The sequence below is a fragment of the Desulfolutivibrio sp. genome (genome assembly GCF_036584575.1).
Lineage (GTDB): Bacteria > Desulfobacterota > Desulfovibrionia > Desulfovibrionales > Desulfovibrionaceae > Desulfolutivibrio.
The window spans coordinates 1-23,446 of sequence record NZ_JAZHDB010000077.1; the positions used below are offsets into that span (position 1 = coordinate 1).

23 protein-coding genes are annotated in these 23,446 nt (G+C 65.5%); 13 read left to right on the forward strand and 10 right to left on the reverse strand.

Annotated features, from left to right (window positions below):
- Positions 1 to 671 (reverse strand): nucleotidyltransferase family protein (locus tag V3572_RS05680; RefSeq protein ID WP_332110013.1); only part of this gene is annotated, 671 nt, incomplete at its 3' end.
- Between the two features lie 430 nt (positions 672 to 1,101).
- Between V3572_RS05680 and V3572_RS05685 the strand changes: the two genes are divergently transcribed.
- Entirely contained in the window at positions 1,102 to 1,359 is a 258-nt protein-coding gene (locus tag V3572_RS05685; RefSeq protein WP_332110014.1) for a hypothetical protein, read from the forward strand.
- A gap of 45 nt (positions 1,360 to 1,404) precedes the next feature.
- On the opposite strand, the gene V3572_RS05690 is transcribed toward V3572_RS05685, so the two are convergent.
- From V3572_RS05690 to V3572_RS05720, 7 genes are all read right to left on the reverse strand, one after another.
- A complete protein-coding gene (locus V3572_RS05690) occupies positions 1,405 to 2,274 on the reverse strand; it encodes a 4Fe-4S ferredoxin (protein ID WP_332110015.1) in 870 nt (289 codons plus the stop codon).
- A 54-nt stretch (positions 2,275 to 2,328) separates the two neighbouring features.
- Complete coding sequence (locus V3572_RS05695; protein WP_332110016.1) at positions 2,329 to 2,802, reverse strand: hypothetical protein; 474 nt, start codon at positions 2,800 to 2,802, stop codon at positions 2,329 to 2,331.
- Positions 2,803 to 2,889: 87 nt separating this feature from the next.
- Positions 2,890 to 4,191, reverse strand: coding sequence for a (Fe-S)-binding protein (locus V3572_RS05700; RefSeq protein WP_332110017.1), 1,302 nt, complete (start codon positions 4,189 to 4,191; stop codon positions 2,890 to 2,892).
- A gap of 299 nt (positions 4,192 to 4,490) precedes the next feature.
- Complete coding sequence (locus tag V3572_RS05705; protein ID WP_332110018.1) at positions 4,491 to 5,828, reverse strand: sigma-54 interaction domain-containing protein; 1,338 nt, start codon at positions 5,826 to 5,828, stop codon at positions 4,491 to 4,493.
- Positions 5,829 to 5,935: 107 nt separating this feature from the next.
- Positions 5,936 to 6,811, reverse strand: coding sequence for an ATP-binding protein (locus V3572_RS05710; protein ID WP_332110019.1), 876 nt, complete (start codon positions 6,809 to 6,811; stop codon positions 5,936 to 5,938).
- Positions 6,799 to 7,761 (reverse strand): ATP-binding protein, encoded by a 963-nt coding sequence (locus V3572_RS05715; protein WP_332110020.1) that lies wholly within the window; start codon positions 7,759 to 7,761, stop codon positions 6,799 to 6,801. Before V3572_RS05715 ends, V3572_RS05710 begins: the two co-directional genes overlap by 13 nt.
- Positions 7,761 to 8,090, reverse strand: coding sequence for a DUF5320 domain-containing protein (locus V3572_RS05720; RefSeq protein WP_332110021.1), 330 nt, complete (start codon positions 8,088 to 8,090; stop codon positions 7,761 to 7,763). Before V3572_RS05720 ends, V3572_RS05715 begins: the two co-directional genes overlap by 1 nt.
- 194 nt (positions 8,091 to 8,284) lie before the next feature.
- On the opposite strand from V3572_RS05720, the gene V3572_RS05725 reads away from it, so the two are divergent.
- The 10 genes from V3572_RS05725 to tmcA all read left to right on the forward strand — a co-directional run bounded on the left by V3572_RS05725 (position 8,285) and on the right by tmcA (position 16,845).
- On the forward strand, positions 8,285 to 9,619 hold the full coding sequence (locus V3572_RS05725; protein ID WP_332110022.1) for a sigma-54 interaction domain-containing protein: 1,335 nt from the start codon (positions 8,285 to 8,287) through the stop codon (positions 9,617 to 9,619).
- A 157-nt stretch (positions 9,620 to 9,776) separates the two neighbouring features.
- On the forward strand, positions 9,777 to 10,196 hold the full coding sequence (locus V3572_RS05730) for a hypothetical protein (protein WP_332110023.1): 420 nt from the start codon (positions 9,777 to 9,779) through the stop codon (positions 10,194 to 10,196).
- 46 nt (positions 10,197 to 10,242) lie between these two features.
- Complete coding sequence (locus V3572_RS05735; RefSeq protein WP_332110024.1) at positions 10,243 to 10,602, forward strand: NifB/NifX family molybdenum-iron cluster-binding protein; 360 nt, start codon at positions 10,243 to 10,245, stop codon at positions 10,600 to 10,602.
- 33 nt (positions 10,603 to 10,635) lie between these two features.
- Positions 10,636 to 11,898 (forward strand): iron-sulfur cluster carrier protein MrpORP, encoded by a 1,263-nt coding sequence (locus V3572_RS05740; RefSeq protein WP_332110025.1) that lies wholly within the window; start codon positions 10,636 to 10,638, stop codon positions 11,896 to 11,898.
- A 10-nt stretch (positions 11,899 to 11,908) separates the two neighbouring features.
- Positions 11,909 to 12,163: an FmdB family zinc ribbon protein gene (locus V3572_RS05745; RefSeq protein WP_332110026.1), complete on the forward strand. Its 255-nt coding sequence runs from the start codon at positions 11,909 to 11,911 to the stop codon at positions 12,161 to 12,163.
- A gap of 24 nt (positions 12,164 to 12,187) precedes the next feature.
- A complete protein-coding gene (locus tag V3572_RS05750; RefSeq protein ID WP_332110027.1) occupies positions 12,188 to 12,655 on the forward strand; it encodes an iron-sulfur cluster assembly scaffold protein in 468 nt (155 codons plus the stop codon).
- Between the two features lie 389 nt (positions 12,656 to 13,044).
- A complete protein-coding gene (gene tmcD / locus V3572_RS05755) occupies positions 13,045 to 14,313 on the forward strand; it encodes an electron transfer complex subunit TmcD (protein ID WP_332110028.1) in 1,269 nt (422 codons plus the stop codon).
- A 108-nt stretch (positions 14,314 to 14,421) separates the two neighbouring features.
- Positions 14,422 to 15,081, forward strand: a complete 660-nt coding sequence (tmcC, locus tag V3572_RS05760) for a TmcC family electron transfer complex membrane anchor subunit (protein WP_332110029.1) — start codon at positions 14,422 to 14,424, stop codon at positions 15,079 to 15,081.
- 13 nt (positions 15,082 to 15,094) lie between these two features.
- The gene (gene tmcB / locus V3572_RS05765) at positions 15,095 to 16,417 is read left to right on the forward strand and encodes an electron transfer complex ferredoxin TmcB (protein WP_332110030.1); all 1,323 of its coding nucleotides are present in this window, start codon (positions 15,095 to 15,097) and stop codon (positions 16,415 to 16,417) included.
- Positions 16,418 to 16,446: 29 nt separating this feature from the next.
- Positions 16,447 to 16,845: an acidic tetraheme cytochrome c3 TmcA gene (gene tmcA / locus V3572_RS05770; RefSeq protein WP_332110031.1), complete on the forward strand. Its 399-nt coding sequence runs from the start codon at positions 16,447 to 16,449 to the stop codon at positions 16,843 to 16,845.
- 97 nt (positions 16,846 to 16,942) lie between these two features.
- Here tmcA and V3572_RS05775 read toward each other — a convergent pair whose 3' ends face one another.
- Both V3572_RS05775 and V3572_RS05780 read right to left on the reverse strand, forming a co-directional pair.
- Positions 16,943 to 18,580 carry a glycosyltransferase gene (locus tag V3572_RS05775; RefSeq protein ID WP_332110032.1) on the reverse strand — a complete coding sequence of 546 codons (1,638 nt, stop codon included), beginning with the start codon at positions 18,578 to 18,580 and terminating at the stop codon, positions 16,943 to 16,945.
- A 424-nt stretch (positions 18,581 to 19,004) separates the two neighbouring features.
- Positions 19,005 to 19,526, reverse strand: coding sequence for a hypothetical protein (locus tag V3572_RS05780; protein ID WP_332110033.1), 522 nt, complete (start codon positions 19,524 to 19,526; stop codon positions 19,005 to 19,007).
- A gap of 321 nt (positions 19,527 to 19,847) precedes the next feature.
- On the opposite strand from V3572_RS05780, the gene V3572_RS05785 reads away from it, so the two are divergent.
- Both V3572_RS05785 and V3572_RS05790 read left to right on the forward strand, forming a co-directional pair.
- Positions 19,848 to 21,194: a sigma-54 interaction domain-containing protein gene (locus V3572_RS05785; RefSeq protein WP_332110034.1), complete on the forward strand. Its 1,347-nt coding sequence runs from the start codon at positions 19,848 to 19,850 to the stop codon at positions 21,192 to 21,194.
- An 82-nt stretch (positions 21,195 to 21,276) separates the two neighbouring features.
- Complete coding sequence (locus V3572_RS05790) at positions 21,277 to 23,430, forward strand: peptidase domain-containing ABC transporter (RefSeq protein ID WP_332110035.1); 2,154 nt, start codon at positions 21,277 to 21,279, stop codon at positions 23,428 to 23,430.
- The last annotated feature ends 16 nt before the right edge of the window (positions 23,431 to 23,446 follow it).

A 23,446-nucleotide genomic window follows, 5' to 3' on the forward strand; every position in this document is an offset into this window, starting at 1 on the left:
GCATGGGCGCGGCCGCGCGGCGGCACGCCGAAATAGGACGCAAGCATGACCCGGGCCTCGTCGGGGCCGGGCACCTCCAGGCGGGCCAAAAGCCCCAGGGCCGTGAAATAGGCCGCGTCGTCGTCCATGTCGAAATGGATCTGGGCGCAGGCCACCTCCACGTCCTCGCCGTCCAGGGCGGCAAGCGCCCCGCCCAGGCCGCCATCCCCGTCCCAGGCCAGCACCTCGGGGATCATCGCGGCCCGCAGAAGCGGCGGATGTCCCCTGCGCCCGCCGTATGCCGGGAAAAGGACCGGCGCGGGGGAGAGGGCGAAACGGTCCATCAGCCGCATATGCACGTGGGAGCGCACCAGGGGAATGTCCACGGGATGCACGAACACCCCTAGCGCCTCGCCGGATACGGCGGCCAGCCCGGCGCACACCGAGGAAAACATGCCCTGCAAAAACTCGGGATTATGCACGGCGCGGGCCCCCAGCCGCACGGCCTCGGCCTCGACCTCGGCGGCTCGGTGCCCGGTGACCACGATGATCTCTCGAATCTTGGCCTGGCGACAGGCCCGCACCACCCGTCCCAGGGTGGAGGCGTCGCCCAGGGGCAGCAGGGGCTTGAAGGCCGGAAGCCGGGAGGACAACCCGGCGGCGGGAATGACGGCGGCGAAGCAGTGCTTCATGCTCTCTCCCTTGCACGGCGAAGTGCGTATGGTGTGCAGGTTCGGTCTGTCCTCGGAGGTTGCGGCCGGGATGTCAAGTCCGACATACCGCCCGCCCGGTGCGGCATGACGGCGGTCCCTGGAGCATTGCCCGCAGACGCGCACGAGGGGGCGGCTCCGGCGGACGGCGGCGTCTTTATGTCCCGAAGGCCGACGGCCGAGGCGTTCATGCCACGATCCAGGCCGTTTGCCTGGGCCGCAGACCACGGCAGGCCCCTGGCCGGGACAGACGTGGCCCCAAACGCGATACATCGCCTTGGACATGGTGGAATACGGGATATCAAAAAAATGATATTGCCGTATTTACTTTGAATGACAAGGGGTTATCTTGAAAATACAGGGAAGGGGATTTCCCCGGCCATACGAAAACAACGATCCACGGAGGCATATCATGAAGGGCGACCACGAACACCGCCACGACCATGTCCACGAGCACACCCACGAACACGAGCATGAGCACGAGCATCCGGGCATCGGCAGGCATTCCCATGCCCATGCGCATACCCATGCCCACGACCACGTCCACGAGCACAAGCATCCCCACGACCATGCCGACGCCGCCCACGACCATACCCATGCGGGCGAACACGGCCCCCACGACCATGAGCACGCCGGACACGAACACGAGGCCCACGACCACCAGCACTAGGCCAGGCGAATCGCCACGTCGTGCCGCGACGCCGCGTCCCGGGGATCACTCCCTGCGGGCGCGGCGGCTGCGTTTTGCAGTGGGATTCGTCATTTCGCAGGGCACCTTGGTCTGGCACAGCCCGCAACTGGACACGGCAAAGCCCATCTGCTCCCGGGCCACGAACGGCCCTGTCACTCCCCTGATGTAGGCCTTGCAGGCCGCCTTGTCGTGCCCGGCCTCAGTGATGGCCCCGGCCGGGCAGCGTTTCATGCAGGCCCGGCAGTCCACGCCCACAGCCCGCAGGCACCAGGCGTCGTGGCGGTCGTAGGGCCGCACCACCGGCGGCAGGACCAGGCGGGCCACCACGGACCCCACCCGCACGGCCTTGCCCACGGCCGTGATCAGTCCGTCGGACAGGCCGAAACAGCCCAAGGAGCAGACATGGGCGGCGTGGCGCTCGGACCAGCTGGAGGCGAACCCGTAGCGCGTCGACAGGGCCCGACCCCACTGGGGCAGGAGCACCGGGGCCACGGCCGCAATCCCGCGCCCGGCCAGATGCTCCACCACAAACCGGCGAAGGGCCTCGTTGACGGCCTCTCCGTGATGCCGGGCCATGGTCCATTCCAGGCTCGGCGTCTGCGTGGCCCGGGCCTGGGCGGCCCGGGTGGCTGCGGTCTGGGGCAACACCCAGGCGATGACCGAAAGCTCTTCCGGCTGGGTCGCCTCTTCGGGAAAGGCCATCTGATAGGCCTCATGCGGCGTCCAGAAAAATTCCGGCCCGATGTCCTGTTTGATCCAGGCAAAGAGGGGATCGTCACCCCGGGCGTGGCCGAAAAGGGGCTGGTCGAAGGCGGGTTGGTCCGACCCGGGAAACAGGGCGTTGTGGCGTCTGTCGGCCATAAACGTCGAAACGGCTGCGGTCAGGCGGTGCATGGGCGGCGGCTCCTTGGCCTCAACCTACCGCCCTGCGCCGAAGGCATCAAGCCGTCAATGCACCGTGGTCTGCGGTTTCTCCCGGCAGTCCGATCCGGAGGAGGCGCACGAGGAGCAGGAGGCGCAGGCCGGGCGCGTCGCTCCCAGCAAATGCATGTCCAGGGCCTGCTCCAGATCCTCGGCGAACAGCTCGTAGATCCCGGCCTCGTGCAACTGCCCGAAAAACGCCTTCAGGCCGTGGGCGAAAAGGTGCAGCCTGCCGCCCCTGGCCAGGCGGCCCAGGTGGACGCCGCGTTGCAAGGGTTCGGCCATGAGCGCCACAAGGGGTCGGATGCCGCGGCTGCGGCAGACAAGCTCAAGGCGGTATCCCTGGCCCATGAAGGTCGAGGTCGCCAGGGGCGCGGGGCTTATTGCAGTCGTCCGGGCCTTTTCCGCCTCGCGGATCATCCAGTTCAGCAGGCAGGCCATGTTCACGGAAAACCGGGTGAACTCCTCCCGGTACGTGTCCTCGTCAGCCAGTCTATCCATATGCCCTCCCCTTCCGGACGTTCCCAAAGCGACGGTTCCGCCCCGGCCTTGCGGCCGGGGCGGAACCGTCCAGATCGGAATGGCGCCTTACAGGCCGACGTCTTTGAGGTCGTCGCCCAGGTATTCGCGCTCGTTTTCCCCGAGCATGCCCATGGACAGACAGATGAGCGTCCACAGATGCACGGCGTGGTAGCCGCCCTCGTAGTATTCCGAGAGGTCGTGAATCTGGGAGTGGCAGTTATGGCAGGGGGTGATGCAATAGTGCGCCTTGGTCTCGATGATCTGGTTGTTTTTGAGCTTGCCGTAGGCCCGCCTGGCTTCGGGCATGCCCGATTGCAGAAAGCCGCCGCCGCCGCCGCAGCAGTAGTTGTTGGACTTTCTGGGCCACATGTCGATGAAGTTTTCCTCACCGACCACGGACTTGACCACAAAACGCAGGTCGTCGGCGGCGGGGTCGCCGTAGGACTTGCGCACGAGCTGACAGGGATCCTGTACGGTGAAGGTGACCTTGCGGTCCTTGTTCCAGTCGGAGGAGACGTTGAGCTTGCCCTCACGAATCCAGCGGGCATAGAGGCGGATGATGCTTTCGATCTCGAACTTCGGCGTGATCCCAAACTTTTTCAGTCCGGCCCGGACTGCGAAGAGTTCGTGGCCTCACTCCGTGTTGAGCCAGTACTTGCACCCAAGATCCTCCACAGCCTTGACCTTGTTGCGCACGATGTTTTCCCAGGCCGCGTCGTCGGCCAGGAACATACAGTAGTTTTCGGCCGCCCAGCCCCGGGTGCCGTAGGTCCAGTCTGCGCCCACGGTCTTGAGGATCTTCCACAAGGGAACCATCTCGTCGGGCTCGGTGACGGGCTCGCGGGAGTTCTGGTTGAGGAAGTATTCCGCGCCAGCCTTGTTGACGGGGGCCACCAGGTCTTCCTGGCCGGGCTGATTCTCGCGAACCTCTTCCAACACGTCGCCCACCACGAACGCGAAGTCCTCGGAGGACGCGCCCATGGCGCTGTTGCCTTCCGTGCGCAGGGCCTGGTCGCAGGAACCGAGGATGCCCTTGGGCCGCTTCTCGCGCGGCCAGGTCTGCCTGGCGTTGTAGACCAGCTGCGGGATGTCGATTTTCATGGGGCAGGCGTAGATGCAGCGCTGACACATGGTGCAGTGCCACACCCACTCCGTGGAGGTGACCTCGTCGTCCATGCCCAGGGCGGCCATGCGCAAAAACTTGCGGGGGTCCATGCCCCCGGCCAGCCCTGCGGCCGGACACCCCGAGGCGCACAGGCCGCAGGTCAGGCACATGTCAAGGTTGCCCCCTTCGGGCAAAAGCTCCTTGACCTTGGCCATGAACGAGGGCCGTTTTTTTCCTTCAAAGGTATACACCGAATCACCCATAGTCTTCTCCTTTTGGCTGCGGCGCCGATGCCCGGCCCTCCGCCAGCGGCTTTCGTATGGAACGACATCACTTAGGCAAAAGCCGTGCCGCTTTCCATGAATCAGGTTTCCCGATGCTTTTTGGCCTGTTGGAAAGGAAAATGACGGATTTGGCAGTTGCGCCTGTTGCATATTTGCAACATTCGTTGCAACACATGTCGCAATGACGCAACGTTGCCCTATTCATCTGGATGGACATGGAACGGGAAAAAACGGCCCAACGGGTGGGATTTTCGGGGAATATCCGCAGGGACCGGCCCCTACAGGCCGTATCTTTTCATCTTGCGCCACAGGGTGGAACGGTTGACGCCAAGGGTTTTGGCGGTCTGGGCCATGTTCCAGCCGTGCGCCGCCAGCTCTTCCACAAGGCAGTCCCGCTCGCTGCGGGCCAGGGGGCCGGGATCGTCCGCAACGGCCTTGCGGGGGGCGGACTGGGCCAGATAGGGCGGCAGGTCGCCGGTATGCAGCACGTCGTCCTTGGCCAGGATGACGGCGTGCTCCACCACATGTAGCAGTTCGCGCACGTTGCCGGGAAAGTCATGGCGATACAGGATCTTGACCACCCCAGGGTCTGCCCCGGCGATCCGCTTGTGGTACATCTCGCCGATGTGTTTGAGGAAATGTTCGATCAAAAGGGGAATGTCGCTGCGCCGTTTGCGTAAGGGGGGAATCTCCAGCTCCAATACCCGCAGGCGAAAATACAGATCGTCGCGAAACTTGCCCTCCGCCGCCAGGGTCTTGAGGCTGCGGTTGGTGGCCGCCACCAGGCGCACGTCCACGGTGCGCAGGGAGGTGGCCCCCAGGGGGCGGAAGCGTTTTTCCTCCATGACCTGGAGCAGCTTGGCCTGGAGCGACAGGGGCAGTTCGCCGATCTCGTCGAAAAAGACCGTGCCGCCTTCGGCGGTCTGCAAAATGCCCGGCTTGTCCGCCCGGGCGTCGGTGAAGGCCCCTTTTTTATAGCCGAACAGTTCGGATTCCAGCAGGTTTTCAGGCAGCGCGGCGCAGTTGATCTTGACGAAGGGGCCGTCCCGGCGATGGCTCAGACTGTGTGCGGCCCGGGCCAGCAGATCCTTGCCCGTGCCCGTCTCGCCCAGAAGCAGGATGGGGGCGGTGGTTCCGGCGGCCAGGGTCAGGGTCTCGAACAGGCGCAGGATGGCGTCGTCTGCGCCCACGAACTCGTCCAGGCCATGGGACCGGGCGGCGGCCGGGGGCAGGGCGTTCGTCCCGGACACGTCCAAAAACGTCTCCACCCCGCCCACCACCGCGCCCGCAGCGTCGGTCAGGGGCGCGGCCGAGACCTCCACGGCCAGACGGCGGCCGGATTTGTCCCTGATGTCCAGCCGGGTCTTGCCGATCTTGCGGCCGGTCTGGATGGCCTGCCGCAGTTGGCAGCGTTCGTGGCAGTTTTGGGTATAAAAGACCTCGTGGCACTTTTTCCCCAACACCTCGTCCCGGGTATAGCCGGTGATGCGCTCGGCCTCCCGGTTGAAAAGACGGATGTTCCAGTCCTCGTCCACGGTGAAGACGCCCAGGCCCATATCGTCGAGCACCCGGGCCAGGTTTTCCCGTGACAACGCATCGTCGCCGTCCTGAGGCATGAAGGGCTCCCCGTCGGCCCGGCGCATGGCGTATGCCGCGTCCTCGAAATCCCAACATCCGGATTACGAGCCCCCCTGGAGGTCTTCTTTTCCAAGGGAGGTGACGCCTACGATGTCGCAAGCCGACGCCAGATATCCGAAAAAAGCCTTTCGTACCTTTCCGGGGCGTTTTCCGCAACGCTTTGCCCGACCAGTTGGGCCGCGACAAAGGCCGGATCAAAGGGAAGCTCCCCCAAAACAGCGATCCCCGACTCCCCGCAAAAAGACGCCAGCTCCCGGGTCAGTTCCGGGCAGACGTCGGCCTTGTTGAGGATGGCGGCGCAGGGGATGCCGAAATGCCTGGCCAGGGCGTGGACCCTTTTTATGTCATGGACCGCCGAGAGCGTGGGCTCGGCCACCATGAGCACCGTGGAGGCCCCGCCCAGGGAGGCGATGACCGGACAGCCGATGCCCGGGGAACCGTCCACCAGCAGGATTTCCCGGCCAAGCCTCTCCGCCTCGGCCCGGGCCGCCTTTTTCACTATGGACACCAGTTTTCCCGAATTCTCCTCGCCCATGCGAAGCGCCGCATGGACCATGATCCCGGCCCGGGTCTCGGACACGAACCAGTCCCCGGATACGCGGGGGCCAAGGGTCGCGGCCCCGGCAGGGCAGACGTAGGCGCAGACCCCGCAGCCCTCGCAGGAGGCCTCGATCACCCGGAAAGCCTCGTCGATGGCCCCGAAACGGCAGGCCTCGCGACACAGGCCGCAGGACTGGCACAATTCGGCGTCGATGGCGGCCTTGTCCCCGCCCAGGAATTCGTGGCGCTCCCGGATGGCGGGGGCCAGGACCAGATGCAGGTCGGCGGCGTCCACGTCGCAGTCGGCCAGCACCGGAGGCCCGCCCGGAAGATCGCTTTTCGCCGCGCACACGGCCAGGGCCGCCGTGACGCTGGTTTTTCCCGTGCCGCCCTTGCCGCTTAACACCACTATCTCGCGCATGACGCTTCCTTTTGTCCGGCGCTGGCCCGGGTCCGGTCCTGGACCGTGGCCAGGACGGTTTCCAATACGGCCCGTATCTCAGGGAACGTCCGCGCCAAAAGCCCGCCCCGGGCCGAGGCCCGGGCGGCCTCCAGGCTGCCGGGGATACGCCCCAGAAGCTCGATGCCTTCCCGCTCAAGGTAGGACAGCACCCGGTCGTCGCCCATGCCGTCGCGGTTGATGACCACGCCGTGGGGCAATCCGAGGGCCCGCACCAGTTCCACGGCCAGATTCAGGTCATGCAGCCCAAAGGCCGTGGGCTCGGCCACCAGGATCACGTAATCGGCCCCGGACACGGCCGCGATGACCGGGCAGGCCGTGCCCGGCGGACAGTCCCATATCTGAAACGGCGCATCGCAAACGGCCTGTTTCACGGCCTTGATCAGCGGCGAGGACATGGCTTCGCCCACCCGGGAAAGCCCCCCCGCCATGCGGATGTGGCCGGATACGCCCTGGCGCACCACGCCAAGCTCGCGCACGTCCTCGGCCACGGCCCCGGCCGGACAGGCCAGCTTGCACAGGCCGCAGCCATGGCACAACTCCGGGAAAAGCATGATCTCCCCGGCCATGCGGATAAGCGCCTTGAACCGGCACAGATCCAGGCACGTCCGGCAGGACTCGCCCAGGCACCGGTCCTGGTCAAACCGGGGGATGGGCAACAGGGCCTTTTCCTCGCGCTCCCAGACCGTGGACAAAAAGACGTGGGCGTTGGGCTCCTCCACGTCGCAGTCGGCAAAGACCACCTGCTGCCCCGCCTCGGCCGCAAGCACGGCCAGATTGACGGCGACCGTGGTTTTTCCCGTCCCGCCCTTGCCGCTGGCGACGGCGATTTTCAGGGTCGTCCCGTCCGTGTCCCCGGCCCGGGAGGGCAGCCCTCCCGGGGCCGGGTCGTTTTCGCGTGGCGTAGCCATCAGCCCTCCTGGCCGATTTTTTCCCGGGTGCGGGCCAACTCGGCCTCAAGCCACACCAGGTAATCCCGAGGGGCCATGGCGGCCTCGGGCTCGGCCGGGCTCTGGCCCATTCCCTGGCCCTGGCCCATTCCCTGACCCATGCCCATGCCCTGGCCCATGCCCCGGCCCATCATCTGGCCCCCGACGCTGCGACGGCCCATGCCGCATCTGCGTCCCTGTCCCATGCCGCGGCCGACCACCACTCCTGTCCCGGTCTGGGCGCACATGCCGCGACCTCCGCCGGTGAACGGCCCATTGCCCTGCGGTCCGGTTCCATTAAATCCTGGCATGATCATGCCTCCTTGGTGTTTTGTGTTGTTGTGTCGCCTCTTAAAAAGCATTTCGCATGCCAGGAAAAAATGGTCCGGAATTTGGACAAGTTGAAAAAAGCGGTGTAGGATTCAAATCAAATAGGACGAATTTTTCGCCCACGTCAGGCCCCCATACCCGACGCATTTTCAGCCCAACCCCGCGCGAGACCGCCATGCAGTTCCCCAAAAACATCCCCTGCCAGGCCGTGATGGAGTCCTTGGCCGACGGCGTGTTCACCGTGGACCGGGACTGGACCGTGACCTCTTTCAACCGGGCCGCCGGAGAGATCATCGGCATCGCCCCCGAGGCCGCCGTGGGCCGCAAATGCTGGGACGTGTTCCACTCCAGCATCTGCGACGGGGCCTGCGCCCTGAAACAATGCATCGCCACGGGCGACTCCCTGTCCAACACCTCCATTTTCATCGTGCGCCCCGACGGGGAGAAAATCCCCATCAGCATCAGCGCCTCGCCGCTGCGCGACGCCACCGGAACCATCGTGGGCGGCGTGGAGACCTTTCGGGACATCTCCGAGCTGCAACGCATGCGCAAGGAGCTTCAGGGCATCGCCACCCTGGACGACATCGTGACCAAAAGCCGCCGCATGGCCAGGATGCTGGAGATACTGCCCAAGATCGCGGCCAGCGGATCGACTGTGCTGATCCTTGGCGAATCCGGCACGGGCAAGGAGCTTTTCGCCCGGGCCATCCATACCCAAAGCCCACGCCGGAGCGGGCCTTTTGTGGCCGTCAACTGCGGGGCCATTCCGGGCGAGCTTCTCGAATCCGAGCTCTTCGGCCACGCCAAGGGGGCCTTCACCGACGCCAAGACCGCGCGCAAGGGCCGCTTCGCCTCGGCCAAGGGCGGCACCATCTTTCTGGATGAGATCGGGGACATGCCCCTGGCGCTTCAGGTCAAGCTGTTGCGCGTGCTCCAGGAAAAGGTCTTCGAGCCCCTGGGTTCGGATGCGCCCCAGGCCGCCGACGCCCGGGTGGTGGCGGCCACCAACCGGGATCTGGAGGCCATGGTGGCCGAGGGAACCTTCCGCCGCGATCTCTTCTACCGGCTGGGGGTGGTGCGCCTGGTTTTGCCCCCCTTACGCGAACGCCCCGAGGACATCGCCCTTTTGACCGCCCATTTCATCGCGGGCCAAAACGCCGTGCAGGGCAAAAACGTGCTGGGGGCCAGCCAGGAGGTCATGCGCCTGCTTTTACATCACGACTTTCCCGGAAACGTGCGCGAATTGCAAAACATCCTGGAATACGCCTTCATCCTGTGCCCGGGCGGCCAGATCGGCCTGGAGCATCTGCCGGACTATCTGCGGCCGTCCGGCCCCTTGGGGGCCGAGGTCCGCCCCCCGGCCGAAGCGCCCACCATGCGCGCGGCCAAGCATGCCGCCGTCATGGCCGCCCTGGCCCGGCATCAGGGCCGCCGCATGGCGGCCTGCCGGGAGCTTGGCGTCACCAAGGACACCCTGCGGCGCATCCTGGAGCTGGGACCAGGGGCGTAAAATTCGTCCACCATGTTCCGATATGGCGTATTTTTCGTCCTTACCAACCGTACACCATCTGCCGGGTTTCTTCATCTCTTTGATATAGCGCACTCTTTTTCAACGGCACGGCAAATGCTAATGGTTCGTGAAACCCGTGCGATGCCATGTACCCACTATGAATGAAAAAACGCCAGCCACACCCCGCCCCTGCCTGGTCTGCCTGGCCTGCTACGAGGACCGACTGGCGTCGCTTTTGGAAACCGCCTCCAGCCTGCGTCTGTTTCGGATAGCGGGAGGGGGGGCGACGTTTGCCGGGGAATGTCTCATGCCAGGGGAAGGCCTGCCCGGACTGCCCGGGGCGCTTCGCCGGGCCGGTGTGAACCGGCTGGTCTGCGGCGGAGCCACCTGCCGGTGCGTGGAGATGTTTCTGTCCGCCGGAATCCGCATGGACCCCTGGATCGCCGGACAGGTGGACGAGGTCTTGGACGCCGTGGTCCACGACCGGGTGTCCGCCCTGCGCGCCCCGGGCATCTGCCCGCGCCGGGCGGCGGGCGGACGCGGAACCGGCGGACACGGGACCGGACGCCGCTCATAACGTCAAAACCGCCCTTGCGGCATCATCCATGCCAAGGAGACAGCACATGAAAATCGCCATCACCACCGAAAAGGCCTCGCTGGACAGCCCCCTGGACCCCCGTTTCGGACGGGCGGCCGGATTTTTCGTCCACGACATGGAATCCGGAGAGAGCACCTTCGCCGCAAACACCCAGAACCTGTCCCTGCCCCAGGGTGCGGGCATCCAGTCGGCCCAGACCGTGGCCGGGCTGGGGGTGGGCGCGGTCATCACAGGCCATGTGGGCCCCAAGGCCTTTTCCGCCTTGCAACGGGGCGGCATCGCCATTTATCTGGCCCAGGACGTCACCGTGGGCCAGGCCATCGAGGCCTTCCGGGCCGGAACGCTGACCCCGGCCGGGGCGGCGGACAAGGACGGACATTGGTAACATCGACGCCATCGGGCGGAAAAGGAAGGACATATGAGCGAGAGCGCGTGTTCGGGTTGTACCGACAAAGACAAATGTGAGGAGGACAAGCGCCTGAATCAGGCCTTGTGCCGCATCAAGCAGAAAATTGTGGTTCTCTCCGGCAAGGGCGGGGTGGGCAAGAGCACCGTGGCCGCCAACCTGGCCGCCGGACTGGCCCTTGAGGGCAAGAAGGTGGGGCTTTTGGACGTGGACGTCCACGGCCCGAGCATCCCCCGGCTGCTCAAGCTCACAGGCATCCAGCCCGGGCTTGAAGGCGACATGATGCTGCCCGTGGAGTGGAACTGGAACCTCAAGGTCATGTCCCTGGGATTTCTTTTGCCCGACTCGGACGAGGCGGTCATCTGGCGCGGCCCGGTCAAGGGCGGTGTCATCAAGCAGTTTCTGGAGAACGTGGCCTGGGGCGACCTGGACTATCTGGTGGTGGACTGCCCTCCGGGAACCGGCGACGAGCCGCTTTCGGTCATGCAGCTTCTGGGCGAAAAGGCCCAGGCCCTGATCGTCACCTCGCCCCAGGCCGTGGCCGTGGACGACGTGCGCCGCTCGGTGACCTTCTGCCGCCGCCTGGGCAATCCCGTCCTGGGCATTGTCGAGAATTTGAGCGGATTCGTGTGCCCGGACTGCGGCAGCGTGCATAACATCTTCTCCACCGGCGGTGGCGAGGCCCTGGCCAAGGACATGGGCGTGCCCTTTCTGGGCCGCATCCCCATTGACCCCACCGTGGCCAGTTCCGGCGACGCGGGCGAGGCCTTTTTGGCCGTCAAGGGCCAAAGCCCCTCGGCCCTGGCCTTCAAGGACATCGTGGCCGAGGCCATAAAACGAGCCCCGGCCGTGGACATGCCGCGCATGAGCCCGGAGGCCCCGGCCGCCGCCCCGGCCTCGGGACATGCCGTGGCCGACGGCCCGGCCGGGTCCAAACTCACCGTGGCCGTGCCCACGGCGGGCGGGACGCTGTGCGCCCACTTCGGCCACTGCGAGACCTTTGCGGTCATGGACGTGGACACGGCCACGGGCAAGATCATGGGAACCCGCCACGAGGTTCCGCCGCCCCACGAGCCCGGGGTCATTCCGGCCTGGATCGCCACCCTGGGGGTGGATCTGGTCATCGCCGGGGGCATGGGCCAGAAGGCCCGGGATCTCTTCACGGAAAAAGGCGTCAAGGTGGTGGTGGGGGCCAAGGCCGATTCGCCCGAGGCCATCGTGGCCGACTATCTGCGCGGCTGCCTGGTGACCGGCGAAAACACCTGCGACCATTAGGAAACGTGTCATGCCGCTTTACGACTTCACCTGCCCGGCCTGCGGGCATGTCTTCGAGGAATTGGTGGGCGTGCGGGGCGGGGAGGCGGCCTCCCCCCCCTGCCCGGCCTGCGGCCACGCCGCAACCGTGCGCCAAATGGCCGCCGTGTCCTCCCTGACCGGCCGGGAACGCACGTCCCTGCCGGGATTTACGGACCACGGCTGCTGCGGATCACGCCCTGCCGAGCGCTCCTGCCGCCCGGGAACCTGTTGCGGCAAGGCCTGACCCGGACCAAGGAGGCGCCACACCATGGCAGACGAGCATGATGAGGAATCGGCCCGCTCGGCCGCTTTCCTGGACGACTGGACAAGCGAGCTGCAGGCGGGCATCGACGACAAGGCCCTGGCCTACTACGGCCCCGAGGCCTTCCGGCGCTGGAAGACGCTTCCGGCCATGGGCCGCGTCCCCAACGCCGACGGAGTAGGTCGGCTGACCGGGGCCTGCGGCGACACCATCGAAATCTCCCTGACCATCAATGCCGACCGCATCGTCACCGGGGCTTTTTTCTCGGATGGCTGCGGGGCCAGCCAGGTGTGCGCCTCGGTGGCCGTGGAACTGGCCATGGGGGCCAGCGTGGAAGCGGCCTACGACATCACGGACGCCGAGATCCTGGCCGTATTGCCGGGATTTCCGGCCAATGAGACGCATTGCGCCTTTCTGGCCGCCGAGGCGCTCAGGAAGGCCCTTCAAGACGCCTCGCAGCGGTCCCGTTCGTGAGATTTCCCCCTTAGGCCCCTTCGGCTGCGGCGACCTGCCCGCCCCGGCCGTCTCCTCCAGGGTCCGGCTTCATCCGGCCCGCCGCCAGATCACTCGGTGGGCCGGGGGGGCCGGGAACCCCGGCTTGTGAAAAAATTCTTCAACTTCGGCGTCAAAATTGTCTTTTGATGCCATCGCTTTTCGTGATAGGGACAATCACCCCAAGTATGTATCGAGACATACCGGGAGGCCCTTATCTTCCGCGCCGGTATCCAGGCGTTGCTGCGGGATTTTTTTCGCAGACAGGACACGCCGGACGGGGCGGACGCCGACGCGCCGGCTGACGGGCGCGACCCGTGCGAGGTCATAAGCAGACCCGCACGGAAAACCCTTCTTCAAGGAGCCATCGCATGCAAGCCGATCAAGCCTGGGACTGGGAGCCCGGAGCGCGGACCGTGCTCGAAGACGCGACGGCCTGCGCTGCCCCTCACGAATGGACGGAGGAGCCCGAGTCCTCCCCGGACGGGGAGCGCCTGGCCGCAGTGGCCAATCTCGGGGACGGCCGGTTTACCGTGTGCGTCAACGCAGAGCCCTGGGAAACGGATTTTGAAAAGGCCTGGTATCTCAGGTTTTCCCCCGACGGTCGACTCTCGGCCGTGACCATGGAGGACGGGATGTGGACCGTGTCCGTGGACGGGGTGTCCTGGGAGGAAAGCTTCGACTTCGCCTGGGGAACCACCTTTTCTGCGGACGGCGGGGTCATTGCGGCCTGCATCCAGAGCGACGGCCGCTACGGCATGATCGTGGACGGCGCCCCCTGGGAGACCCTGCACGACAACGCCAACAACTTCCGCATCGCAGCCGACGGGGCGCACACCGCCGCCGCCGTACAGGTCAAGGCCCTGGGCCAGGCGGACATCGAAACCTTCCAAAAGGGCATCTTCAGCGTGGCCGTGGACGGCGAGCCCTGGGACGCCACCTTCGTCAACTGTTTCGATCCGGCCATCGAAGCCAAGACCGGCCGCGTGGCCGCCACCGTCCGCCGCTCCCTCTCCGACTATTCCGTGGCCGTGGACGGCAAGGCCTGGGACGCGGTCTACGACTGCGCCTGGGGCCCGGTCTTCCATCCCGGAAACGGCCAGGTTCTGGCCCCGGTGCGCAAAAAAGGCCTTTGGGGCATGGCCGGGGAAGCGGGCTTTGCCTGGAATCCGGTGTTCATCCAATGCCACCATCCGCAGTTCTCCGCCGACGGTGCCACCCTGGCCGCCATCGTGGCCACAAGCTTCGGCAAGTTCACCGTGGCCGTAAACGGGGCGCCCTGGTCCGCCACCTTCCCGGTGGTCACCGACCTGCGCGTCTCCCCTGACGGCAAGACCGTGGCCGCCCAGGCCAGCAACGACAACGCCGCCTTCCGGGTGCTGGTGAACGGATCCGTGTGGCCCGGCGTTTACGACATGGCCTATGGGCCGGTGATCTGTCCGGCCACCGGACAGGTGGCCATCCGGGTGGAAAAGGGCGGCCGGAAGGCCTTTGTCCTGGACGGCAAGGCCCATCCCGCGACCTTCGACCGGGCCTTTGATCCGATCTTCTCCCCCGACGGCGCCAAGGTGCTTTTGCGGGGCATAAGCGGCAAGGCGTACAAGCGCATCGTGGCCCCGGTTTCGGCCTTCACGGGATAGCGGCCCCGGGCGCGCGCCGGGGCGTCCCCCCCGCGCATCCGGCAACGGACAAGCACAAAAACGTTGATCGAGGCCCTGGCCCTTTCAACAGGTTCTTTGGAGGTTCCCATGCTCGAACTCTACGCCCTGGCCGTGGGACCGCTGGCCTGGTTGGCCTTCGGCGTGTTCGTCATCGGCTCCCTGGCGCGTCTTTTCAGTATGTACTCCCTGGCCAAGAAAAAAGACGCGGCCTTTTTGAGCTACATGACCTGGCGCTATTCCCTGCGTTCCATTTTCCACTGGATCATTCCCTTCGGCTCCCTGGGCTGGCGGGAAAACCCGGCCCTGACGGTCGCAACCTATGTTTTCCACATCTGTCTGTTCCTGGTTCCCATCTTCCTCATGTCCCACATCGTCATGTGGGACACCTCCTTCGGCTTCACCTACGCCGCCCTGCCCGACGGCCTGGCCGACGGACTGACCGTGGCGGTCATGGTCGCCTGCCTGTTCTTCGCCTGGCGGCGTCTGAGCCTGCCGGAGGTGCGTTTTGTGACCTCGACCCACGACTGGCTGGTCCTGGTTCTGGTCTTTGGCGCCTTTTCGACCGGATTTTTGGCCTATCACCAGATCGGCGACAGCCTGACCCTCACCACCCTGCACGTCCTGTGCGGCGAGGCCATGCTCATCGCCATCCCCTTCACCAGACTCAGCCACATGCTGTTCGGATTCTTCGCACGGGGCTACATCGGCTCCGAGTTCGGCGGCGTGCGGCGGGCCAAGGACTGGTAATACCGGAGGACACATGACGACCACCATTGCCGACAGGCGCATAGAAGATGCGGGGCTTGAAGCCGGGATTGCCCGGCTGACCCCGGAAAAGATTCAAAAAACCATCCTCGCCCTCCTGGAAGGGGAAGGCGGGGCCAGGCTTAAAACCTACGTGGAGACCTGCGTGCGTTGCGGCATGTGCGCCAAGGCCTGCCACTACTACATGTCCCACAAGGATCCCTCCTACGCCCCGGTGGCCAAGGTCCGCCAGACCATGTGGGAGATCCTCAAGCACAAGGGGCTGGTGAGCCCGGAATTCATTCACCAGTGCGCCCAGATCGCCTACACCGAATGCAACCTGTGTCGGCGCTGCATGCACTATTGTCCGCTTGGCATCGACACCGCCTACATCATGTCGTTCGTGCGCCGCATCTGCCACAAGCTCGGGGTCACCCCGCAGTACATCCAGGATACGGCCCACAGCCATTCGGCCACCATGAACCAGATGTGGGTCAAAGACGACGAGTGGATCGATACCCTCAAATGGCAGGAAGACGAGGCCAGGGACGAGATGCCCGAGTTGCGCATCCCGCTTGAGGTGGAAGGCGCGGACTTCATGTATTCGGTCATCGCCCCGGAACCCAAGTTCCGGACCCAGCTCATCTATCAGGCCGCGTTCATCTTCAATCAGGCCGGCCTCAACTGGACCATGCCCGCCACCCCGGGCTGGGACAACAGCAACATGGCCATGTTCTCCGGCGACATGGAGATCATGGGCCGGGTGGAGATGGCCCACTTCGAGGCCGCCCAGCGGCTGCGCGTCAAGCGCATCGTCATGGGCGAATGCGGCCATGCCTTCCGGGCCATCTACGACGTGGGCAACCGCTGGCTGGGCTGGGGCATGCATCCGGTGCCCGTGGTCCATTCCATCGAGTTTTTCTGGGATCTCTTAAATTCCGGAAAAATCCGCATGGCCAAAAAGTATCCTGGCCCGGTAACCATCCACGACCCCTGCAACGTCATCCGCGGCCGGGGGCTCATGGACAAGCTGCGCGAGGTGGTGCACGCCATCTGCGACGGCGTGGTGGAGATGACTCCCAACCGGGAGCACAACTACTGCTGCTGCGCGGGCGGCGGGGTCATCAACTGCGGGCCTCCCTTTAAGAACGTGCGCATCGTGGGCAACTCCGTCAAAGCTGACCAGCTCAAGGCCACCGGGGTCAAGACCTGCATCGCCCCCTGCCACAACTGCCACGGCGGTCTGGAAGACATCATCCATAAATACGGACTCGGCATCGAACTGAAGTTCCTTGGCGATATCATCTACGAATGCATGGAAAAAAAAGGCGCGTCCTGACGGCCCGCCGTCACGGGAGAAATCCGATCATGACCAGATACCTTATCCTTGCCCTGACCTTGACGGCGGTCCTGTGCGGAGCCCCCCTGGCCTTTTCCCAGGGGGACATGCTGGTGATCAAGCCTGAGGCCTTCACGTCGCCCCGGCGTCCGCCAGCCGTGTTTCCCCACGACGCCCACAACGAGAAGGCCAAGATCGACGACTGCGCCGCCTGCCACCACGGCGGGGAAAACGGCGTGCGCGACCCGAAGGCCACCAGCGAAGGCGTGCCCTGTGCCGACTGCCACCCCGTGGTCGCCGCGCCCGGGAGAACCCCGCTCATGCGCGCCTATCATCAGCAGTGCATCGGCTGCCATCTGGAAAAGAAGGCCGGCCCGGCGGCCTGCGGCCAGTGCCATGTGGACGCTGCCGCGCCTGCGGCCAAGTAGAGCCGCCTTTGGCGCGTTGCCGTAAAACCGAAACGGCGGACCTGGGGCAACCCTGGTCCGCCGTTTTTTTTCGTCCCTCCCCGACAACCGCCCCGGATCAGGGGGACGGAGCCGCTTCGGGGAAAAGCCTGTCGCGCATGGCGGCAAAGCGCCTCCCCTCTCCGGCCTCTTGGGCCAGGGTCCGGGCCAGGGCCAGTTCTTGTTCCGCCTCATCCAGCCGGAACATGCGGGCGTTCACCAGGGCCGATCGCAAGGGCCAGCGCCAGTTCTTCCCGCTGCGCAGGGACAGGGCGGACAAAATCCCCAGGCGCGTCTGCTCCGTGCCCCGAAAGGGTTCCAAGGCCGTGTCCAGGGCGACGATGATGCCCGTGTCCCGCTCGTCAAGGGTATGGGCCACGATCAGGGCCTCCACCACCGTCTGGGGAACCAGCCGGTCGGCCTCGAAAACCAGCCCGGGCCGCACCATCCGGCCCGCCGCGCGAAATATCCCGGCCGCGTACAGACAGATGTCGCGCGGGGTGTCCACCGCCCGACGTGGACCGCCCCCCGGTCCCGCCCCGGCCGAAGAGGGAACCCGGATCCCAGCCCTGGCCAGGGCCCGGGCCAGGGGAAGGGCCCCGGCCGAAAGCGCCGCCATGGCCGCCGTGGCCAAAAGAAGCGGATCGGCGATATGTTTGGCCAAAAGCCCTGCGCACAGGGTCAGCATGCGGTCGCGCCGCCCGCCAAGCCGCCACAGGCGCAGCAGCCCCCCGGCGGCGGCCGGGTCCGTGGACAGCCGGGCCAGTTCGGCCTCCACCTCCGGAATCAGGCCCCCGAAAAGCCCTGCCTCACAAAGCCCCAACAGGCAAAGGGCCATGGACATCCGGGCCGCGTCGCCACGCGCCCGCCCCGGGGCCTCGGTCATGGCCGTACAAAACGCCTGGGCCCGGTGTTCAGCCAGGTGCCGGGCGGCCAGGGCCGCGTGTCCGGCCCGGGCCAGGGATTGCGCCAGGTCTGGACGGGCCTGGTAAAACCGCATGCGATCCACGAGATCCCAGCCGGTGTCATAGCCCACGACCTCCCGGCCGTCGCAAAAAAGCTCATCCAACCCGGGCGTGCGGGGGGTGAAACACAGGCTGCCGCTGGAGACGGCCTCGAACAGGCGGAAATTGAGTTCCCCGAAAAGGGCCTCGTTGGGGGCCAGACGCGTGTCGTCGTAAAAGTCCTGCATGGCCGCAAAGGACAGTTCGCTGGCCAGGCGGGCGTCGAAGCGGCGACGCAGCAGGGTGGCGAACTGTTCGCGCACGGGCCGCCCCTCGCCCAGGCGGCCCACGAACCCCACCTCCGTGCCCCGTCCGGAAAAGGACCGAAACGGCCGCGCCGTGCCGAACCAGGGCAGCCAGAAGGCCTCCCTGCCGCCCCGGGCGAAAAGGGACGCAAGATGTTTCTGGGTGGTGAACGCCGCATCAAAAAGCGCCGCATAGTGGACCTGCCAATGGCTGTTGACATGGCTGTCCACGGACCAGAAGGCCGTCTGGCAGGGGAGGTTTTCCACGCCGCGCAGGATGACCTTGCGGCCGAGGGTTTCCGTGTGCAGGAGGATATCCGGCGCGAAGCCGTGCTCGGCAAGCAGGGCCGCAATGTCATGCACACCCTGGGGCGGGGCCAGGTGCAGCACCTCATGGCCGCGCGAGGCCAAAAACGGCCGAAAGGGACCGTCAACCAGACAGATGCGCAACGGCGTATCGTAATCCATGCCGGGCCTTTGGCGCGGGCGATCAGGCGCCTCGCGTGGTGTCCTGGATGTCCGCGTCTGCGAATACTTGCCAAAACGCTTTCAAATCATCGTCATAAGACGCATCCGACGACAGGGATACGCGACGATACTTTCTCGTACCTCATTCCGGTAGAACCGTCCTGCTGTATGAAAAACCATCGTCCATCCGTCCATCAGGCGTCTTCCCGCACGCATCCGCCTCAGGGAGGAATGGAGAGAAAAACGGCAAGGCGACGGCCCTGTCAAGTCCTCTCGCCACGGACGCCGCGGCTGTACTGCCGATTTCAATGCCGACCGGGCCCACTGGCGGCATTTCTTCGCTCATCATGCGCCTGCTTTGGCCAGACAAAAACCCCGCCGGTCGCAAAACCGGCGGGGATGCGCGTGGTTGCCGCGAGAGGCGTTAGGCGGCCAACAGGGTCTTCTGGGTGGCGTCCGTGGCCAGTCCTGCCGAGGACGTCGAGGAGGCGGACAGCCCGGTGTAGTCGTTATAGGCCAGGGAACCGGTAGAGCCGTCCGGGGCGTTGGCCAGTTCCTCGGCCAGCTCCACGGTTTCGTTGACCAGCGAGGTTCCTGTGGCGACGGTAGTGCCGATGAAATTCGCAGCGGTCTCCACCTTGTCCACGGCCCAATTATAGGCGGTCACGCCCTGTTCGATCACGTAGCTGGCCGTCTGCACCACCTTGTCGACCACGGAGGTCGAGGCGTTGGAAACGATGGACTGCACGGTGGAGACCGTGGATTGGACGAAGGAGACTGCGGTGCTCACCGTCTCGGACACAAAGCTCGCCACGCTGGAAATGGTGCTGGACACGAAGCTGACCACTTCTCCCACCTTGCTGATGAGCGAAGCGGCCTCGGCGGTCTTTTCCACCACTGCGGACACGACCTTGGCCACCTTGGAAAAAAACGACTTGAAACTCATGATCCTTCCTCCTGCGTTGTGCGTTACGCGAACAATACTCTCCCTGGATTTCCCCTTAGCCAGGATCATGCCAATGCATCATCCCATGAAATTCAAGCAGGATACGTTTTTCCGAATCACACCAGACCGCCTCGAATCGTGCCGCTTGCGCCCTGAATTGTGGCAGTCCATCCCCTGCCGCCATACCCGGCGAAGACACCCCCGCCCGGGGACCACGAATTGCCGGGAGATGCGAAATGGGATATGCCGGGTTGGTCATGATATCGGCCACTTGCCGTCTTGTGGCGACCACTGCGGCCGTTTAGCCGGATCGGAGCACGCATGACCCTCATGAGCGCCCTGCCGCCAGGGCTTGCCCACAAGCTTGTCCACTTCTCCACCCTGATCAGCCAGGGCGACTACGCCAACGCCATCACCGTCCTTGGCGACTGCAAACGCATTTTTGAGGCCAGCCAGCCCGGATGCCGCAACGAATTTCTGGTGTTGTTCGAGAAGCTGGAGCTGATGGTCCTTGGCGTGCGCCAGCGCGAGAGGCTTTTGGGCGAGACCGTGGAACGCCTGGACGCCTCCCACTCCGAACTCAAAAACCTGGAACTACGCCTGAAAAAGGAGAACTCCTCCCTCAAGCAGCAGCTGCGCCACCGCTTTTCCGTGGGCAAGGTCATCGGCGCCAGCCCCAAGATGGCCAACATCCTGCGTCTGGCCCAGCGCGTGGCCGAGACCACGGTCAACGTGCTCATCACCGGCGAGACCGGCACGGGCAAGGAGATGGTGGCCAAGGTGGTCCACTATTCGGGTCAAAGACGCCACGGGCCGTTTATGGCCGTCAACTGCACGGCCGTGCCGGACACCCTGTTCGAGAGCGAATTTTTCGGCATCGAAAAAGGCGTGGCCACGGGTGTGGAAAAACGCCGGGGGCTCATTGAGGGATCGACCGGCGGCACGCTTTTTCTCGACGAGATCGGCGACATGAGCCTGGCCACCCAGGCCAAGATCCTGCGCGTCCTGGAGCTTGGAGAGGTCACCCCGGTGGGGGGCCGGGAGACCGTGCCCGTGGACATCCGGCTGGTGTGCGCCACCAACCGCGAACTGGGCAAGGACATGGAGGACGGCCGCTTCCGCCGCGACCTCTACTACCGCATCAAGGTCGTGCATCTCGACCTGCCGCCCCTTCGGGAACGCCGGGACGACATCCTGCTTCTGGCCGAAAGCTTTCTGACCACGTTCGCCCACGGCATGGGCCGGGGCCGGATGACCTTTTCCCGGGCCGCCCGGGAGGCCCTGCGCGAATACCCCTGGCCGGGCAACATCCGGGAGTTGGAAAACGAGGTGGAGCGCGCCGTGGCCCTGGCCTATTCCAGCAAAATCTACTTGGACGACCTCTCCGAGGAGATCCGGCGCAAGTCCAGTTCGGTCCACCTGACCGATCCGGCCTTGAGCGCCACGCCCCAGGCCTCGGCCGGACGCCTCAAGCGCCTGGAGCGCGACGCCATCCTGGCCTGCCTGGCCGAATGCGGCGGCAACCGCACCAAGGCCGCCAAGATGCTCGGCATCAGCCGGGAAAGCCTGCGCCGCAAGCTCAAAGGCAACGGGGATAGCGCCGTCGAGGCCCCGGACGTCGCCCCCCCGGGCATGGCCGCCCCGGACGCTGAAGAGACCCCGTCGTGACCGTGCCCAGCGTCACGCCCACTGGCCAGGCCACGGGGAGCGAGGGTGTCCGTATGCCCGCCGTCCCGGCTGCGGGGCAGCCATGAGCGCCCTGCCGGCCACGGTGCTGCACGACTTCGTGGCCATCCTGCGCCACCACGGAATCCAGACCACGGCCGAGGCCCTCACCAGCCGCCACGGCCTATCCGGCCGCACCCTGACCTTCTCCACCCTGGCCCGCATGGCCGGGGACATGGGCTTTGTCGCCGGGCGTAAACGCCTTTCCCCAAAAATGCTCTTGGAACTGGGCGACGCCTACCCGGCCCTGGCCAAAACCCGCGACGGCGGCGCGGCCATGCTCTCCGGGGTGCGCACCTCCCCGGACGGCGAGGCGCAACTGGTCCTCTACGACCTGCGGGCCGCCCCCGGCGCCTCGCCCTTCGTCTTTTTGCCCCCGGGCGACATCGCGGGCCGCTTTACCGGCGAGGTGCTGCTTCTGCGCAAAAAGCGCCTGGACGTTGGCGACGCCAGACATTTCAGCCTGGGCTGGTTTCTGCCCCAGGTGGCCCGGGAAAAACGCATCTTCATCGAGATCGCGGCCATCGCCTTTTTCATGCACGGCCTGGCCTTCGCCGTGCCGCTTTTTTTCCAGGCCGTGGTGGACAAGGTGCTGGCCCACCACATTCTGGCGACGCTCAACGTCCTAGCCATCGGCGTGACCCTGGCCCTGGTCTTCGAGGGCGTGTTGCGTTTCCTGCGCGAATACCTCCTGCGCTACGCCACCTCGCGTATCGACCTGCGCCTGGCCATGGAGACCTTCGCCCACATGATCCGGCTGCCCCTGTCCTTTTTCGAGCGCAGCTTCGCCGGGGTGATCATCAAGCACATGCAGCAGACCGACCAGGTGCGCGAGTTTCTGACCGGCAACCTCTTAAACGCCCTGCTCGACGCCTCGTCGCTTGTGGTCTTTCTGCCGGTGCTTTTTTTCTACAGCACGCAACTGACCGTCATCGTCCTGGTCTTCGCCCTGGTCACGGCCGGGATCATCGCGCTCATGATCGGCCCCTTCCAGCGTCGCCTCACGGCCCTGTACGCCGCCGAAGGCAAACGGCAGGCCTTGCTTGTCGAGACCATCCACGGCATGGGCACCATCAAAAGCCTGGCCCTGGAGGGCGACCGCCAGAACCGCTGGGAGGAGGGCTCGGCCACGGCGGTGCTGCGCAACTTCGACGTGCGCAAGATGGCCGCCGCCGGGCAAAGCCTGATCAAGACCCTGGAGCGGCTGATGACCGTGGCCGTGATCTTCTTCGGGGCCAAAAGCGTCTTCGACGGCTCGCTCACCGTGGGCGAGCTCATCGCCTTCCAGATGCTCTCCCAGTCCGTGACCATGCCGCTTATCCGCATTGTGGAGCTCATCCACGAATACCAGAAGGTCCATCTGGCCGTGGCCATGCTGGGCGAGGTCATGAACAAAAAGCCCGAGGCCGGATTTGCCCGGGGCGGGGCCCGGCCCGAGATCCTGGGCGAAATCGAGCTCGAAGACATCCGTTTTTGCTACAACCCCGGCGACCCTCCGGCCCTGGACGGCGTGAGCCTGCGCATCGCTCCGGGCGAGGTCTTGGGCGTGGTGGGCAAAAGCGGCTCGGGCAAGACCACCCTGACCCGGCTCATCCAGGGCCTCTATCCGCTTTCCCAGGGCCGCATCCTGTTCGACGGGGCAAGCATCCGCGACCTGGACATCCTGCACCTGCGCCACAACATCGGGGTGGTGCTCCAGGAAAATTTCATCTTCCACGGCGCGCTCAAAGACAACCTGGCCCTGACCCGGCCCGGGGCCGACTTCGAGGAACTGCGCCACGCCGCGCGCCTGGCCGGGGCCGACGAATTCATCGAGCGCCTGCCGTCGGGCTACGACACTGGGCTGGAGGAAAACGGGGCCAACCTCTCGGGCGGGCAACGGCAACGGCTGGCCATCGCCCGGGCGCTTTTGAAAAACCCCCGGATCATGATCTTCGACGAGGCCACCTCGGCGCTCGACCCGGATAGCGAGTCGCGCATCCAGGAAAACATGGAGGCCATCTCGAAAGGGCGCACCACCATCATCGTGGCCCACCGCCTGTCCACCCTGCGCCACGCCGACCGGATCATGGTCCTGGACGGCGGCCGCGTGGCGGACATCGGCCCCCACTCGGAACTGGTCGCCCGCTGCGACATCTACCGCAACCTGTGGGAGAAGCAGACCCGGGGGATGCGGTGATGGCGAGGGGGCGGGA

Excerpts from the sequence above, each read along its gene's own strand:
- V3572_RS05685 (WP_332110014.1), top strand. The coding sequence starts at position 1,102 with ATGAAGGGCGACCACGAACACCGCCACGACCATGTCCACGAGCACACC.
- V3572_RS05690 (WP_332110015.1), bottom strand. The coding sequence starts at position 2,274 with ATGCACCGCCTGACCGCAGCCGTTTCGACGTTTATGGCCGACAGACGC.
- V3572_RS05695 (WP_332110016.1), bottom strand. The coding sequence starts at position 2,802 with ATGGATAGACTGGCTGACGAGGACACGTACCGGGAGGAGTTCACCCGG.
- V3572_RS05705 (WP_332110018.1), bottom strand. The coding sequence starts at position 5,828 with ATGCCTCAGGACGGCGACGATGCGTTGTCACGGGAAAACCTGGCCCGG.
- V3572_RS05710 (WP_332110019.1), bottom strand. The coding sequence starts at position 6,811 with ATGCGCGAGATAGTGGTGTTAAGCGGCAAGGGCGGCACGGGAAAAACC.
- V3572_RS05715 (WP_332110020.1), bottom strand. The coding sequence starts at position 7,761 with ATGGCTACGCCACGCGAAAACGACCCGGCCCCGGGAGGGCTGCCCTCC.
- V3572_RS05720 (WP_332110021.1), bottom strand. The coding sequence starts at position 8,090 with ATGCCAGGATTTAATGGAACCGGACCGCAGGGCAATGGGCCGTTCACC.
- V3572_RS05725 (WP_332110022.1), top strand. The coding sequence starts at position 8,285 with ATGCAGTTCCCCAAAAACATCCCCTGCCAGGCCGTGATGGAGTCCTTG.
- V3572_RS05730 (WP_332110023.1), top strand. The coding sequence starts at position 9,777 with ATGAATGAAAAAACGCCAGCCACACCCCGCCCCTGCCTGGTCTGCCTG.
- V3572_RS05735 (WP_332110024.1), top strand. The coding sequence starts at position 10,243 with ATGAAAATCGCCATCACCACCGAAAAGGCCTCGCTGGACAGCCCCCTG.
- V3572_RS05740 (WP_332110025.1), top strand. The coding sequence starts at position 10,636 with ATGAGCGAGAGCGCGTGTTCGGGTTGTACCGACAAAGACAAATGTGAG.
- V3572_RS05745 (WP_332110026.1), top strand. The coding sequence starts at position 11,909 with ATGCCGCTTTACGACTTCACCTGCCCGGCCTGCGGGCATGTCTTCGAG.
- V3572_RS05750 (WP_332110027.1), top strand. The coding sequence starts at position 12,188 with ATGGCAGACGAGCATGATGAGGAATCGGCCCGCTCGGCCGCTTTCCTG.
- tmcD (WP_332110028.1), top strand. The coding sequence starts at position 13,045 with ATGCAAGCCGATCAAGCCTGGGACTGGGAGCCCGGAGCGCGGACCGTG.
- tmcC (WP_332110029.1), top strand. The coding sequence starts at position 14,422 with ATGCTCGAACTCTACGCCCTGGCCGTGGGACCGCTGGCCTGGTTGGCC.
- tmcB (WP_332110030.1), top strand. The coding sequence starts at position 15,095 with ATGACGACCACCATTGCCGACAGGCGCATAGAAGATGCGGGGCTTGAA.
- tmcA (WP_332110031.1), top strand. The coding sequence starts at position 16,447 with ATGACCAGATACCTTATCCTTGCCCTGACCTTGACGGCGGTCCTGTGC.
- V3572_RS05775 (WP_332110032.1), bottom strand. The coding sequence starts at position 18,580 with ATGGATTACGATACGCCGTTGCGCATCTGTCTGGTTGACGGTCCCTTT.
- V3572_RS05780 (WP_332110033.1), bottom strand. The coding sequence starts at position 19,526 with ATGAGTTTCAAGTCGTTTTTTTCCAAGGTGGCCAAGGTCGTGTCCGCA.
- V3572_RS05785 (WP_332110034.1), top strand. The coding sequence starts at position 19,848 with ATGACCCTCATGAGCGCCCTGCCGCCAGGGCTTGCCCACAAGCTTGTC.
- V3572_RS05790 (WP_332110035.1), top strand. The coding sequence starts at position 21,277 with ATGAGCGCCCTGCCGGCCACGGTGCTGCACGACTTCGTGGCCATCCTG.